Origin of the sequence: Neorhizobium sp. DAR64872/K0K18 (genome assembly GCF_050500175.1) — a bacterium.
Lineage (GTDB): Bacteria > Pseudomonadota > Alphaproteobacteria > Rhizobiales > Rhizobiaceae > Neorhizobium > Neorhizobium soli.
Map to the genome: position 1 here is coordinate 2,035,760 of NZ_CP191446.1, position 11,889 is coordinate 2,047,648.

14 protein-coding genes are annotated in these 11,889 nt (G+C 60.1%); 10 read left to right on the forward strand and 4 right to left on the reverse strand.

Features of this window, described 5'->3' with window-relative positions; all coding sequences use genetic code 11:
- Positions 1-6: 6 nt before the first annotated feature.
- Positions 7-579: a DUF922 domain-containing Zn-dependent protease gene (locus ACQY1P_RS15385; protein ID WP_430254183.1), complete on the reverse strand. Its 573-nt coding sequence runs from the start codon at positions 577-579 to the stop codon at positions 7-9.
- Positions 580-764: 185 nt separating this feature from the next.
- Between ACQY1P_RS15385 and ACQY1P_RS15390 the strand changes: the two genes are divergently transcribed.
- From ACQY1P_RS15390 to ACQY1P_RS15430, 9 genes are all read left to right on the forward strand, one after another.
- The gene (locus ACQY1P_RS15390) at positions 765-1,517 is read left to right on the forward strand and encodes a FadR/GntR family transcriptional regulator (protein ID WP_092660568.1); all 753 of its coding nucleotides are present in this window, start codon (positions 765-767) and stop codon (positions 1,515-1,517) included.
- 71 nt (positions 1,518-1,588) lie between these two features.
- A complete protein-coding gene (gene kdgD, locus ACQY1P_RS15395) occupies positions 1,589-2,494 on the forward strand; it encodes a 5-dehydro-4-deoxyglucarate dehydratase (protein WP_062581182.1) in 906 nt (301 codons plus the stop codon).
- A 4-nt stretch (positions 2,495-2,498) separates the two neighbouring features.
- Positions 2,499-3,650: a mandelate racemase/muconate lactonizing enzyme family protein gene (locus tag ACQY1P_RS15400; RefSeq protein WP_430254185.1), complete on the forward strand. Its 1,152-nt coding sequence runs from the start codon at positions 2,499-2,501 to the stop codon at positions 3,648-3,650.
- Positions 3,650-4,531 carry an amidohydrolase family protein gene (locus ACQY1P_RS15405; RefSeq protein WP_430254186.1) on the forward strand — a complete coding sequence of 294 codons (882 nt, stop codon included), beginning with the start codon at positions 3,650-3,652 and terminating at the stop codon, positions 4,529-4,531. The genes ACQY1P_RS15400 and ACQY1P_RS15405 overlap by 1 nt, the downstream gene beginning before the upstream one ends.
- Before the next feature lie 51 nt (positions 4,532-4,582).
- Positions 4,583-5,569, forward strand: coding sequence for a TRAP transporter substrate-binding protein (locus tag ACQY1P_RS15410; protein WP_430254188.1), 987 nt, complete (start codon positions 4,583-4,585; stop codon positions 5,567-5,569).
- 87 nt (positions 5,570-5,656) lie between these two features.
- Positions 5,657-6,178 carry a TRAP transporter small permease gene (locus tag ACQY1P_RS15415; protein WP_062456015.1) on the forward strand — a complete coding sequence of 174 codons (522 nt, stop codon included), beginning with the start codon at positions 5,657-5,659 and terminating at the stop codon, positions 6,176-6,178.
- Complete coding sequence (locus tag ACQY1P_RS15420; protein ID WP_062456012.1) at positions 6,178-7,458, forward strand: TRAP transporter large permease; 1,281 nt, start codon at positions 6,178-6,180, stop codon at positions 7,456-7,458. The genes ACQY1P_RS15415 and ACQY1P_RS15420 overlap by 1 nt, the downstream gene beginning before the upstream one ends.
- A gap of 125 nt (positions 7,459-7,583) precedes the next feature.
- Positions 7,584-8,819 carry a peptidase T gene (pepT, locus tag ACQY1P_RS15425; protein ID WP_430251394.1) on the forward strand — a complete coding sequence of 412 codons (1,236 nt, stop codon included), beginning with the start codon at positions 7,584-7,586 and terminating at the stop codon, positions 8,817-8,819.
- A 99-nt stretch (positions 8,820-8,918) separates the two neighbouring features.
- Positions 8,919-9,149 carry a DUF6894 family protein gene (locus ACQY1P_RS15430; RefSeq protein WP_062456007.1) on the forward strand — a complete coding sequence of 77 codons (231 nt, stop codon included), beginning with the start codon at positions 8,919-8,921 and terminating at the stop codon, positions 9,147-9,149.
- Positions 9,150-9,158: 9 nt separating this feature from the next.
- On the opposite strand, the gene ACQY1P_RS15435 is transcribed toward ACQY1P_RS15430, so the two are convergent.
- Positions 9,159-9,872, reverse strand: a complete 714-nt coding sequence (locus ACQY1P_RS15435; protein ID WP_062456004.1) for a Crp/Fnr family transcriptional regulator — start codon at positions 9,870-9,872, stop codon at positions 9,159-9,161.
- Positions 9,873-10,075: 203 nt separating this feature from the next.
- Between ACQY1P_RS15435 and ACQY1P_RS15440 the strand changes: the two genes are divergently transcribed.
- Positions 10,076-10,450, forward strand: a complete 375-nt coding sequence (locus tag ACQY1P_RS15440) for a response regulator (RefSeq protein WP_139283805.1) — start codon at positions 10,076-10,078, stop codon at positions 10,448-10,450.
- On the opposite strand, the gene ACQY1P_RS15445 is transcribed toward ACQY1P_RS15440, so the two are convergent.
- Positions 10,447-11,151 carry a Crp/Fnr family transcriptional regulator gene (locus ACQY1P_RS15445; protein WP_430254190.1) on the reverse strand — a complete coding sequence of 235 codons (705 nt, stop codon included), beginning with the start codon at positions 11,149-11,151 and terminating at the stop codon, positions 10,447-10,449. The two genes, ACQY1P_RS15440 and ACQY1P_RS15445, sit on opposite strands and share 4 nt — an antisense overlap.
- An 80-nt stretch (positions 11,152-11,231) precedes the next feature.
- A complete protein-coding gene (locus ACQY1P_RS15450) occupies positions 11,232-11,879 on the reverse strand; it encodes a nucleoside triphosphate hydrolase (RefSeq protein ID WP_430254192.1) in 648 nt (215 codons plus the stop codon).
- Positions 11,880-11,889: the final 10 nt, after the last annotated feature.

An 11,889-nucleotide genomic window follows, 5' to 3' on the forward strand; every position in this document is an offset into this window, starting at 1 on the left:
CTGTCTCTAGCGCTCGTTGACGAGCTGGAGGATCAGCTGCTGCACATTGCCGCCATCGCCGAGTTCTACCTTGTCGAAATCCCGGTTGCGTTGCTGATGGGCGGGAAAGATGACGGCGATCTTGCTCTGGAGTTCAGCCCGTACCTTGGTGCATTTCGGATCGTTAGGCACCGAAAGCCCGATACTGGCCGCCTCGATCTGGCGCACCAGATCCTCGATCATCGTGCCGTGTACCCGCTCGTGCCGGCGCACACCTGCGGTGAACGCGTCCCATTTCTGCTGAAGCGCTGGCGACAGTTTCGAAGTCAGCTTCGGAAGCGTGTAGATGATGATGATGTTGGGCCGCGCCGAAACCAGCGTGCAGGCGCCATCCTGCTGCGGTTCGTATTTGCGCGACCAGGTCAGCTTGAAATCCGTATGGGCGATCGCCCGAACCTGGCTGCCGACCTTGGGGCCGTTTTCGCCGATCGAGGAGTAGAGCTCGATGCCGGACGTGCCTTTGACCGGATAGGTCTTCACCTGCTCCACCGGCTTCCACTGCGCCTGGGCTGCCGCCGGCCAGAGACTAAGAGCACACAACAGACCGATACACCGAACTCTCTCGCGCACTCATCACCCGACATCTGAAATCAATGCCGCAACCTAGAGACAAGTGCGGCCGCTTTCAACTGCCGCAAAGGCTCCATAAGCAAAAGCCGTGACAACGAAGCCGACTTATCATACAGGTTAACGGGAGCAGATAACGAGAGCGCAAGGAGAGACGCATGGCTGGAGAGACGAGGCTGGAGCCGGCAAAGGGTGCAGGAACGCTGGTGTCTCAGCTGACGGATACATTGCGCCAGGCGATCGCCGCCGGTCAGTTCACGGCCGGTGCGCGGTTGCCAAGCGAAGCGCAGCTGACGGAGACCCACGGCGTCAGCCGCACCGTTGTGCGCGAGGCGATCGCCGCACTCCGCGCCGACCGTCTTGTGGAAGCGCGCCAGGGTGCCGGCGTCTTTGTGCTGGAACCACGGCAAAACACCCAGCCCACGATGCTCTCGCTCAACAATATCGATCTTGCTCAGGTGTCCTCGATGATCGAGCTCCTGGAGCTCAGAACCGCCGTCGAAGTCGAGGCTGCAGGCCTTGCAGCGGTGCGCCGCTCACCGGCACAGGAAGAAAGCATCTTCGAGCACCACCATGCCGTCCGCGCCTGTCTCGAGGCAGACAAGCCGACCAGCGAGGCGGACTTTGCACTCCATCTCGCCATCGCCGAAGCGACCAACAACCCGCGCTTCCGCGAGTTCCTGACCATGATCGGCAAGCGGCTGATCCCCCGTGCTGCCCTGCGGCCGGACGATTCCGAATCCGATCAGGCGGCCTATATCGCCCTTCTCGACAAGGAGCATGACGCGATCGTCGTGGCAATTTCGGAAGGCGACGAAGAAGGCGCAAGGCAGGCCATGCGCAGCCATCTGCGCGGCGCGCAACTGCGCTACCGGACGCTCCTGCGCGAAGTTCGCCAATCTGTCAGATGACGTGTTGACACAAATTCATCATACATGTACGACAACATTGTCTGGAGGAGACACTGAGAGGATAACACTACATGACGCCTGAAGAGATCAAGGCAGCGCTCGGCGCTGGCCTGCTGTCGTTCCCTGTGACCCATTTCGATGCCGAGGGCCAGTTTCAGCCTGAAAGTTATCAGCGTCATATCGAGTGGCTTTCCGGCTTCGAGGCGCCCGTTCTCTTTGCCGCCGGCGGCACCGGAGAATTCTTCTCGCTGGCCCCCGACGAAATTCCCGCCATCGTGAAATCCGCCAAGGAAGCGTCCGGCAAGACCGCGATCGTGTCGGGCTGCGGCTTCGGCACCCATGTCGGCGTTGACCTTGCAAAGAAGGTCGAGAAAGCAGGCGCGGACGGAATTCTGCTTCTGCCACACTACATGATCGATGCACCGCAGGAAGGCCTGTACAAGCATGTCAAGGCAATCTGCCAGTCGGTCGGCATCGGCGTCATGGTCTATAACCGCGACAATTCCGTGCTTCAGGTCGACACGCTGCAGCGGCTCTGCGACGAATGCCCCAATCTGATCGGCTTCAAGGACGGCACCGGCGATATCGGCCTCGTGCGCCAGATCACGGCCACGATGGGCGACCGGCTGATGTATCTCGGCGGTATGCCGACGGCGGAACTGTTCGCCGAAGCCTATCTCGGCGCCGGCTTCACCACCTATTCGTCGGCCGTCTTCAACTTCGTGCCGGGTCTTGCTGTCGAGTTCTACAAGGCACTGCGTGCCGGCAATCGCACCCGCTGCGAACAGATCCTCACCGAATTCTTCTACCCCTTCATGGCGCTTCGCGGCCGCCGCAAGGGTTATGCCGTCTCGGCCATCAAGGCAGGCGTGCGCCTGCAGGGCTTTGATGCAGGCAAGGTCCGCCCGCCGCTCGATGACCTGACGGAAGAAGAAGAGCAGATCCTGCTGAAGCTCATCGGCGATCAGAAGCGGTGAACCCATGAAGATCGCTGCGGTCCGCACTCACCTTCTCGAACACCGGCTGGATGTCGCCTTCGAAAGCGCCTCGATGCGCTTCGACCGCCGCGCCCATATCCTGGTCGAGATCGAGTGCGACGACGGAACCATCGGCTGGGGAGAATGCCTCGGCCCGGCCCGGCCCAACGCAGCTGTGGTGGCGGCCTATACAAACTGGCTGATCGGCGAAAATCCGCTGGAAACCGAAAAGATCTGGGCGAAGCTCTATAACGCCCTGCGTGACCAGGGCCAGCGCGGCCTTGCGGTCACGGCTCTCTCAGGCATCGACATCGCGCTCTGGGACATCAAGGGCAAGCATTTCGGCGTGCCGGTCTCGATCCTGCTCGGCGGCCGGTTTCGCGAGAGCGTCAAGGCCTATGCCACCGGCAGCTTCAAGCGCGATGGCGTCGACCGCGTCGAAGACAATGCCCGCGATGTGGCCCGCTACCGCGACGAAGGTTTCCACGCGACGAAGATCAAGATCGGCTTCGGCGTCGAGGAAGACCTTCGCGTCATCCGCGCCGTGCGGGAAGCAGCCGGTCCCAACATGCGCCTGATGATCGACGCCAACCACGGCTATGACACGGTGGAAGCCGTCAAACTCGGCAACGCGGCGGCACAATACGACATCGACTGGTTCGAGGAGCCTGTCGTGCCGGAACAGCTGGCCGCCTATCGCGAAGTCCGTGCCCTCCAGTCGATACCGGTTGCCGGCGGCGAAACCTGGCACAGCCGATGGGGCATGCGCGAGCCGGTGGAAACCCGCGCCGTCGACATTCTCCAGCCCGATCTTGCAGGCGTCGGCGGGTTTACAGAAGCCAAGCGCGTTGCCGATCTCGCAGCGCTCCATGGTATCCGCGTTGTACCGCATGTCTGGGGCACGGCCGTCCATATCGCCGCCGCCCTGCAGTTCATGGCGGCGATGATCCCGAGCCCGGTTCGTGTCAATCCGATCGAACCCATTCTCGAATTTGATCGCACCGACAACCCTTTCCGCCAGGCGGTGATCAAAACACCGATCGAACATCGGCACGGCGTGGTGCAGATCCCCGATGGCCCTGGTCTCGGGATCGAGATCAACCGCGATGCGCTCAAGGAATTCAAAATGCCTGAACCGAAGTCGGGAGACGTCTGATGCTTGTTCGTCCGCTCTCCGGAGACGCGCCAACGACCAAACTGCCGGCGGGCGCAGTCGACTCGCAGATGCATATGTACCTGCCGGGTTTCCCATCGCAGCCCGGTGGTCCGGGCCTGCCTGTCGGAACTCTCCCCGATGCGGAGCAGTATCGCCAGTTCATGGCATGGCTCGGCATCGATCGTGTCGTGATCACGCAGGGCAATGCCCACCAGCGCGACAACACCAACCTGGTCGCCTGCCTGAAGGAAATGGGCGGTGTTGCCCGTGGCGTCGCTGCAGTCGCGGGTGATGTCTCCGATGGCGAACTCGACCAACTCGCCGAAGCCGGTATCGTCGGCCTGCGCATCATGGATCTGCCCGGCGGTGCCGTGGACCTTTCGGCGCTCGAAGCACTCGACGCCAAGGCTGCCGCCCGCGGCTGGATGCTCGCAGTCCAGTTCGACGGCAGCAATATCCTCGATCATGAGCCACGCCTTGCCAAACTCAAGAGCCGCTGGGTGTTCGACCATCACGGCAAGTTCTTCTCCGGCGCAACGCCAGAGGGTCCGGAGATCGCAGGCGTCAAGCGACTGATGGATATCGGCAGATGCTGGTTCAAGTTTGCAGGCGTCTACGAGTCCTCGAAGTCCGGCGCACCTGACTATGCCGATGTCGGAGCGTTTTCGTGCGACCTCGCAGCCTATGCGCCCGAACGCATCGTCTGGGGCAGCAACTGGCCGCACAACCTTGCACGCGAGCAGAAGGACTATCCGGACGACGTCGCGTTGACCGACACGGTTCTAAGCTGGCTGGCGGACGAAGAAGCGCTTGAGCTGGCGCTCGTGAAGAACCCGGAACAGCTGTTTGGCCTTCCGGACTGGAGTGCATCGAACAAATAAATTTAATCACCGCCGGCGCGTGGAGGCGACGGCTTTTTGGAGGAGGAAGACATGAAACTGACGAAAGCCCTCGGGCTCGCATTTTGCCTGGCGCTGGCCACCACCACGGCCCATACCAGCGTCCGCGCGCAGGAGATCACCCTGCGCTCTGCCGATATCCATCCTGATGGCTATCCGACCGTCGAAGCAGTCAAATACATGGGCGACCTCGTCAAGGAACGCACCAGCGGCCGCATCGGCGTGCAGGTGATGAACAACTCGGTTCTCGGCGGCGAGAAGGACACGATCGAGCAGACCCGTTTCGGCGTCATCGACATGAACCGCGTCAATGCCGCGCCATTCAACAACCTCATCCCCGAGACGGTCGTTCTTGGCCTGCCCTTCCTGTTCCGCTCGACCGACCACATGCACAAGGTCGTCGACGGCCCGATCGGCGACAAGATCCTTGCCGCCTTCGAACCACACGGCCTGATCGGTCTGGCCTACTACGACAGCGGCGCGCGCTCCTTCTACACCACCAAGAAGCCGGTCGAAAAACTGGCCGACCTCAAGGGCATGAAGATCCGTGTCCAGCAGTCCGACCTCTGGATCGCGATGATGCAGGCCTTCGGTGCAAACCCGACGCCGATGCCGATGGGCGAAGTCTACTCGTCGCTGGAAACCGGAGTTGTCGACGGCGCTGAAAACAACTGGCCGTCCTACGAATCGGCCCGTCATTACGAGGTCGCCAAGAACTATTCGCTGACCCAGCATTCGATGAACCCGGAAATTCTGGTCATGTCGAAAGTCTCCTGGGACAAGCTGACGCCCGATGACCAGAAAGTCATCCGCCAGGCCGCGAAGGACAGCGTCGTCAAGATGCGCGAACTGTGGGCTGCCCGCGAAAAGTCTTCGGAAGAAAAGATCCGCGCCGGCGGCGTAAAGGTCATTACCGTCAACAAGGACGAGTTCTCGGCCGCGATGAAGCCAGTCTACGACAAGTTCGTGACCGACGCGAAGATGAAGAGCCTGTTGGAAGAAATCCAGGCCGTCAACTGACAGCCCTGATCGGCCGGCCCCGCCACACCGGGGTCGGCTGTGCTTTTCCGACATCGGGGAACCTGTCGGGCTTTGGAGGACGGGACAATGCGAAATTTCATGCAGGCGATAAGACCTGTTCTTAGCATGATCAGCCGATCATCATTGTGGATCGCCGGTATCGGCATGGTCTCGATGACCCTGATCGTCGGCTGGCAGGTTTTCAGCCGTTATATTCTCAACGATAGTCCCAGCTGGTCGGAGCCGTTGTCGCTCTATCTGATGTCCTGGTTCATCATGCTTGGCGCTGCGGTCGGTGTGCGCGAAAGCGTCCATCTCGGGCTCGACGTTGTTCGCTACATCATGCCGCCAGCCATCCAGCGGGCCATGGACCTGCTCAGCCTCGGACTGATCGTGCTGTTTGGCATCGGCATGGCCTATTACTCATCGCTTCTGGCGATCGGGACCTGGACGGCGCGCATCCCCGTTCTCGGATGGCCTGGCGGTACGGATTTCTTTCCGATGATCGTCGGTGGCGCAATGATATCGATCTTTTCACTCGAACGTTTCATCGACGTCGCGATCGGCGAGGAAATCGCAGCGGACGTACTTGTGCAGGAGGCCGCATAATGGCCTATACCATTCTTTTCGGCGCCTTCACCTTTCTGATGATCATCGGCATGCCGATCGCATTCTGCCTCGGCATCGCATCCTTCGCGACAGTGCTCTATATCGGCCTGCCCCCGATCGTCGTCTTCCAGCAGATGAATTCCGGCATGAACGTGTTTGCCATGATGGCGATCCCGTTCTTCATCTTCGCAGGCGACCTGATGGTACGCGGCGGTATCGCCACTCGGCTGATCCGCTTTGCGGCCGGCCTGGTCGGCCATATGCGGGGTGGCCTCGGCCAGGTCAACGTGGTCGCTTCGACCCTGTTCGGTGGCATTTCCGGTTCTGCGGTGGCCGACGCTTCGGCGGTCGGCGGCCTGATGATCCCGCAGATGGCAGCTCGCGGCTATGACCGGGATTATGCTGTCAACGTGACGGCAAATGCTGCGATCATCGCGCTGATGATCCCGCCGTCGCACAACATGATCCTTTATTCGATCGCAGCTGGCGGCAATGTCTCCGTCGCCGATCTCTTCACCGCGGGCATCATTCCCGGACTGCTTCTCGCCGCCGCATTGATGGTCACGGCCTGGTGGGTTGCCGTCAAGCGCGGTTACCCGGCGGACCCGTTCCCCGGCTTCAGGCGTGTGGGTTACTACTTCCTGGCGTCGCTCCCGGGCATCCTCCTGATCGCCATCATTTTCGGCGGTGTCCGCTCGGGCGTGTTCACGGCAACGGAAAGCTCCTGCATCGCGGTACTCTACGCCTTCCTTGTCGCGATGATCGTCTATCGCGAACTGAACTGGGATGGTTTCGTCGAAGCGGTTATGGGTGCTGTCCGCACCACGGCAATGGTCTTGCTGGTGATCGGCATGGCTGCCTCGTTCGGCTGGCTGATGGCTTTCCTGCAGGTGCAGACGCTGATCATCGCCGCGATCTCCGCCATCTCGGACAATCCAATCATCGTGCTCTTGATGATCAATATCATCCTGCTGGTGCTCGGCACGTTCATGGACATGGCGCCGATGGTGATCATCGCAACGCCGATCCTGCTGCCGGTCGTCAAGGCGTTCGGCATCGATCCCGTCCATTTCGGCGTGGTAATGATCCTCAACGCCGGTATCGGACTGAACACGCCTCCGGTCGGAACCGTGCTCTTCGTCAGCTGCGCGGTGGGCGGGATCACCATCCGCGAAGCTATGAAGACCATCTGGCCGTTCTTTGGCGCCAGCATCTTCGTGCTGCTGCTGGTCACCTATATCCCCGGCCTGTCGCTCTGGCTGCCGGCTCTGTTCAAGTAGGCCGAGGCTGTTCAAGTCGGATAGTCATCGCTCCTGAAATCAAAGGTCCCGTCCAGCACGGGACCTTTTGCATTTTGGAGATGTCAGGCTACAGTCCGGCTTTGATTTGATCCGGATATTTGCTCATGACCGATACCGTTACCGACCGCTTCCTCCGATACGTCGTCATCGATACCCAGTCGGATGCCTCCTCACCCACCCAGCCATCGACCTCGAAACAGCTGACGCTCGGCCGTGTTCTGGTCGAAGAACTGCTGGAGATCGGCCTCTCAGACGCGCATCTCGACGAACACGGCTATGTCTATGCAACGGTGCCGTCCAATACGGGCAAGAACAACGTGCCCGTCGTCTGCTTCTGCGCGCATATGGATACGGCACCAGACTTCAGCGGCACCGATGTCAAGCCGCAGGTAATCCGTAACTACCAGGGCGGCGATATCGCACTTCCCGGCCATGCGGGTCGCGTGATCCGCGAGAGCGAGCACAGGGAACTGAAGAACCAGATCGGCCACGACATCATCACCTCCGACGGCACGACGCTTCTCGGGGCCGACGACAAGGCGGGCCTTGCCGAAATCGTCACGGCCGCGAAATACCTGATCGACAACCCCGACATCAAGCACGGCGCGATCCGCCTCCTCTTCACGCCCGATGAAGAGATTGCCCGCGGCGTGGAAAAGGTCGACATTCAAAAGCTCGGCGCCGATTTCGGCTATACGCTGGATGGCGAAACAGTCGGCACGATCGAGGACGAGACGTTTTCTGCCGACGCGGTCGAGATCGCCATCACCGGCGTCGCGATCCACCCCGGTTTCGCCTACGGAAAGATGGAAAACGCGATCCGCATCGCCGGCGCCATCGTCGATCGCCTGCCAAAACACATGGCGCCGGAAACGACGAAAGGCCGGGACGGCTTCATCCATCCGACGGATCTGAGCGGCAGCATGGAGAAGGCAAAGATCAGCCTGATCATCAGGGACTTCGCCGACGAGGGTTTGAAGACCAAGGAGACGTTGCTCGAGGATATCGTCAAGGACGTCATGCACGACTATCCCGGTTCGACCTACACGTTCACCGTCATCGAGCAGTATCGCAACATGAAGCTGGTGCTCGACCGTCATCCTGAGATCGTCGAGAATGCGATCGAAGCGATCAAGCGGGCCGGTCTGACGCCGAAGCGCGGCAGCATCCGCGGCGGCACTGACGGTTCAAGGCTGTCCTTCATGGGCCTGCCCTGCCCCAACATCTTTGCCGGCGGCCATGCATTCCACTCCCCGCTGGAATGGGTCAGCAGCCAGGATATGGAAAAGGCGGTCGACACGATCGTTGAACTGGCCAAGCTCTGGGAAGAGCGCGCCTGAGCCTATGTACGCAACCGTACAGTCTTTGCCGACATGAACACGGATCTGGAACCTAAGCGAGCCTCGCGGGTATGAATAAAAAGCTCGCTAGGTACCCACATGCCCCGATTTTATTTCCACGTTCGTGACGGCAAAGATTTGATCGAAGACGAAGAAGGCAACGATCTTCCGGATCTTCCAAGCGCCCTGGCCGAGGCCGAGGCGTCTGCGCGCGAAATCATGGCCGACCGGTTGCGACAGGGTCGTCCTTCCGTATCTCCGATGATTGAGGTCCGGGACTACAAGGGAACGAAGGTTGGGGAGTTCTCCCTGCCCGCGGCGACAAACTGAGGTCGACGTCTACCTCAAGGGTCCGATCAGACGCTCGTATTCCCGCTCGCATTCCCCGTAGGCATCTTTGGCGAAATCCTCGAGTGCGCTACGGTCTCTGACGATGATCATGCCACGCTCGGAGTAGATCAGCTTGCGACCCTCGAGCAGATGCAGTGCCGTCGTCACGCTCGGTCGGCGGACAGCCAACATGATCGAGAGGAATTCGTGGGTAAGGCTGATCTCGTCGCCGTCGGTCCGATCGTGACACATCAGGATCCACCGGGCCAGACGTTCGTCGATGTGATGGACGGCGTTGGACAGTGACGTGTAGGCCCCCTGGACCGACAGGGCCTGGCTGTAGCGCGTCAGAAGGTTGAGACAGGCGCGATCCTTCAAAGCCAGCTTCAACTGATCTGAGGCCAGACGGTAACCACGGCCCTCCACTTGCATAAAGATCGAATAGGGGTCCGATTCCGCGTCAAGGACCATCGCCGTGGGGGTCATTCCGTCGCGACCAAAAATTCCGATCTCAGCATGCTGCCCTTGCGGAGACCTCGCCACAATCGAGGCGATACCGGATTCCGGGAAATAGGCGTGCAGGGGCGTTTCGTTCGGAGCCGATAGCTCGGTTCCGCGCGGAAGATCGACATGTTCGAGATGCGGCGCAATTGCTTCGAAGCTTTCTCGGGGCATCAGCCGGAGAAGCGAATTCCGGACCGTATCTTTCTGAATGTCACCCATCGCCAACCCTTGAAGGCAGAGACCAGCCTGCTCGGCCTATGGAGATATCTCCGCCTGAATAGAATGATTCCATCTATGTCCATAAAATAAGCGAGACAACCCGCTTCCCAACGTCGGTACGCTATCAGACCAACGGACAAAGTCCGAAGCAAATTGATTAGAACGAATCCGCGCTTTCAACACAGTGACCCTTTGGAACTGGTTTGTCGAAACATATGATTTTATTGCTTGAAGATCAGCCGCTCATTTCGTTGGATATCGAGGACGCGCTCGGGGCTGCTGGGCTGAATAACGTCATCAATCTACGCTCGAAACAAGCTGCGCTGGAATGGCTGCAGAAGAATGTTCCGAGCATTGTCATTCTCGATCTTCATCTGACCGACGGTGATTGCTACGGGGTCATCCAGGTGTTGCATGACGCTCGCATCCCATTCGTGGTCTACTCGGGCAGTGAAAAGCCGCAGGACTGGGAAAACGAGCTCTTCAGCGATGGCGTCTGGATTGACAAGCCGGCCGATCCAGCGTTCATCGTTTCCGTCGTCGAGCAGAAGCTCGCCGCGGTTTCAGCCAGAGCTTAGACTGACGCTGACATCTCCATCACGCGCTGATATTCAACCTCACCTCCGCCATAGCAGTCGGCTGCGAGTTTCTCCAGCGCCGGACGGTCTCGCACGACAATCGTTCCCCGATACGAATGGATCATTTGCCGACCTTCGAGCACATGCAGCGAGGTCGTTACACTCGGACGCCGGACGGCAAGCATGATTGCCAGGAATTCGTGCGTGAGGTTGACTTCGTCGCTGCCTGTCCGGTCGTGACACATCAGGATCCATCGGGCCAGACGCTGCTCAGTCGTCTGGGTGGCATTGGTCAGCGCAGTCAGAGCAACCTGCACCGAAGAAACATGCGCCCACCGGAAAAACACCCGGCGTATCTCCGGCCTGCTCCAGATGAGGTCAACCATCTGCCCGACCTCGATGCGTGCGCCGTGCCCCGGAACCTGCATGATGACCTTGTACGGGTTACGATCGGATCCCAGTATCGCCGACGCGGGAGACATGCCTTCCCGCCCGAACAGTCCGATCTCGGACTGCTTGCCGCGCGCAGAGATCGCGACGGTCGACCCGATCCCGGAATAGGGGAAATAGCAGTATCGGTCGACTTCGTCCGGCCCGGAAAGGAGCATGCCCTGCGGCAATTCGAGCTCCTCCATGCAGCGTTCCGCGTGCGAGTAGTCGTCCTCGGACAACAGGGATAGCAGCGTGTTGGGTGATCGCATTGGTTTTCACCCGTCCTCTGTGATCGTTACCCTGTTATATTTGGATCACGAAGTCGATCTGTGTAGACCCCCGGGAGCACTTATCGTGCAGCTTCGAGATCCAGTCTTTCGAGAACCAGATCGGCGCCCTTCGATTTTTCGAGCACCAACCGAACATTCGGCATGTCGTTTCCGTGGATCTTGTCTTCGAAGGCCTGGCCGGACAGACCGTAGAACGTCCATCGCGCCTCCAGACGCCGTTGCAGCTCCTCGACCGGCGGGGCGAGCAGGATCCGGTAGTCGAACAGCGGTGCAAGACGCTCCCAGCCACCCTCGCCCAGCAGAAGATAGTTGCCCTCGATCACGATGAACCGATGGCGTGGCGAGACGACCCGTGCCGCAGCGATCGCCAGTTCGCGCGACCTGTCGAACACGGGCACGAGCACTTCATCCTCGGCCGCTTTCACGGCCTGGACGACATCGATAAAACCGCGCAGGTCGAACGTATTGGGCGCCCCCTTGCGGGCGAGCAATCCGCGCTCCTCGAGAATGCCGTTGTCCATGTGGAAACCATCCATCGGCAGGACTTCGGCTGTTTCCCCCCGTCCGGAGAGCTTGGATGCCAGAATGTCGGCCAGTGTCGACTTCCCCGCTCCGGGCGGTCCTGCGACCGCGATGAGCGAGCGAGACTTTCCCTCCTCCGTCTTCAGGATAAGGTCGCACAGTTGGTCGAGTTGCATGTCCGCCATCGCTATTGCC

Excerpts from the sequence above, each read along its gene's own strand:
- ACQY1P_RS15390 (WP_092660568.1), top strand. The coding sequence starts at position 765 with ATGGCTGGAGAGACGAGGCTGGAGCCGGCAAAGGGTGCAGGAACGCTG.
- kdgD (WP_062581182.1), top strand. The coding sequence starts at position 1,589 with ATGACGCCTGAAGAGATCAAGGCAGCGCTCGGCGCTGGCCTGCTGTCG.
- ACQY1P_RS15400 (WP_430254185.1), top strand. The coding sequence starts at position 2,499 with ATGAAGATCGCTGCGGTCCGCACTCACCTTCTCGAACACCGGCTGGAT.
- ACQY1P_RS15405 (WP_430254186.1), top strand. The coding sequence starts at position 3,650 with ATGCTTGTTCGTCCGCTCTCCGGAGACGCGCCAACGACCAAACTGCCG.
- ACQY1P_RS15410 (WP_430254188.1), top strand. The coding sequence starts at position 4,583 with ATGAAACTGACGAAAGCCCTCGGGCTCGCATTTTGCCTGGCGCTGGCC.
- ACQY1P_RS15415 (WP_062456015.1), top strand. The coding sequence starts at position 5,657 with ATGCGAAATTTCATGCAGGCGATAAGACCTGTTCTTAGCATGATCAGC.
- ACQY1P_RS15420 (WP_062456012.1), top strand. The coding sequence starts at position 6,178 with ATGGCCTATACCATTCTTTTCGGCGCCTTCACCTTTCTGATGATCATC.
- pepT (WP_430251394.1), top strand. The coding sequence starts at position 7,584 with ATGACCGATACCGTTACCGACCGCTTCCTCCGATACGTCGTCATCGAT.
- ACQY1P_RS15430 (WP_062456007.1), top strand. The coding sequence starts at position 8,919 with ATGCCCCGATTTTATTTCCACGTTCGTGACGGCAAAGATTTGATCGAA.
- ACQY1P_RS15435 (WP_062456004.1), bottom strand. The coding sequence starts at position 9,872 with ATGGGTGACATTCAGAAAGATACGGTCCGGAATTCGCTTCTCCGGCTG.
- ACQY1P_RS15445 (WP_430254190.1), bottom strand. The coding sequence starts at position 11,151 with ATGCGATCACCCAACACGCTGCTATCCCTGTTGTCCGAGGACGACTAC.
- ACQY1P_RS15450 (WP_430254192.1), bottom strand. The coding sequence starts at position 11,879 with ATGGCGGACATGCAACTCGACCAACTGTGCGACCTTATCCTGAAGACG.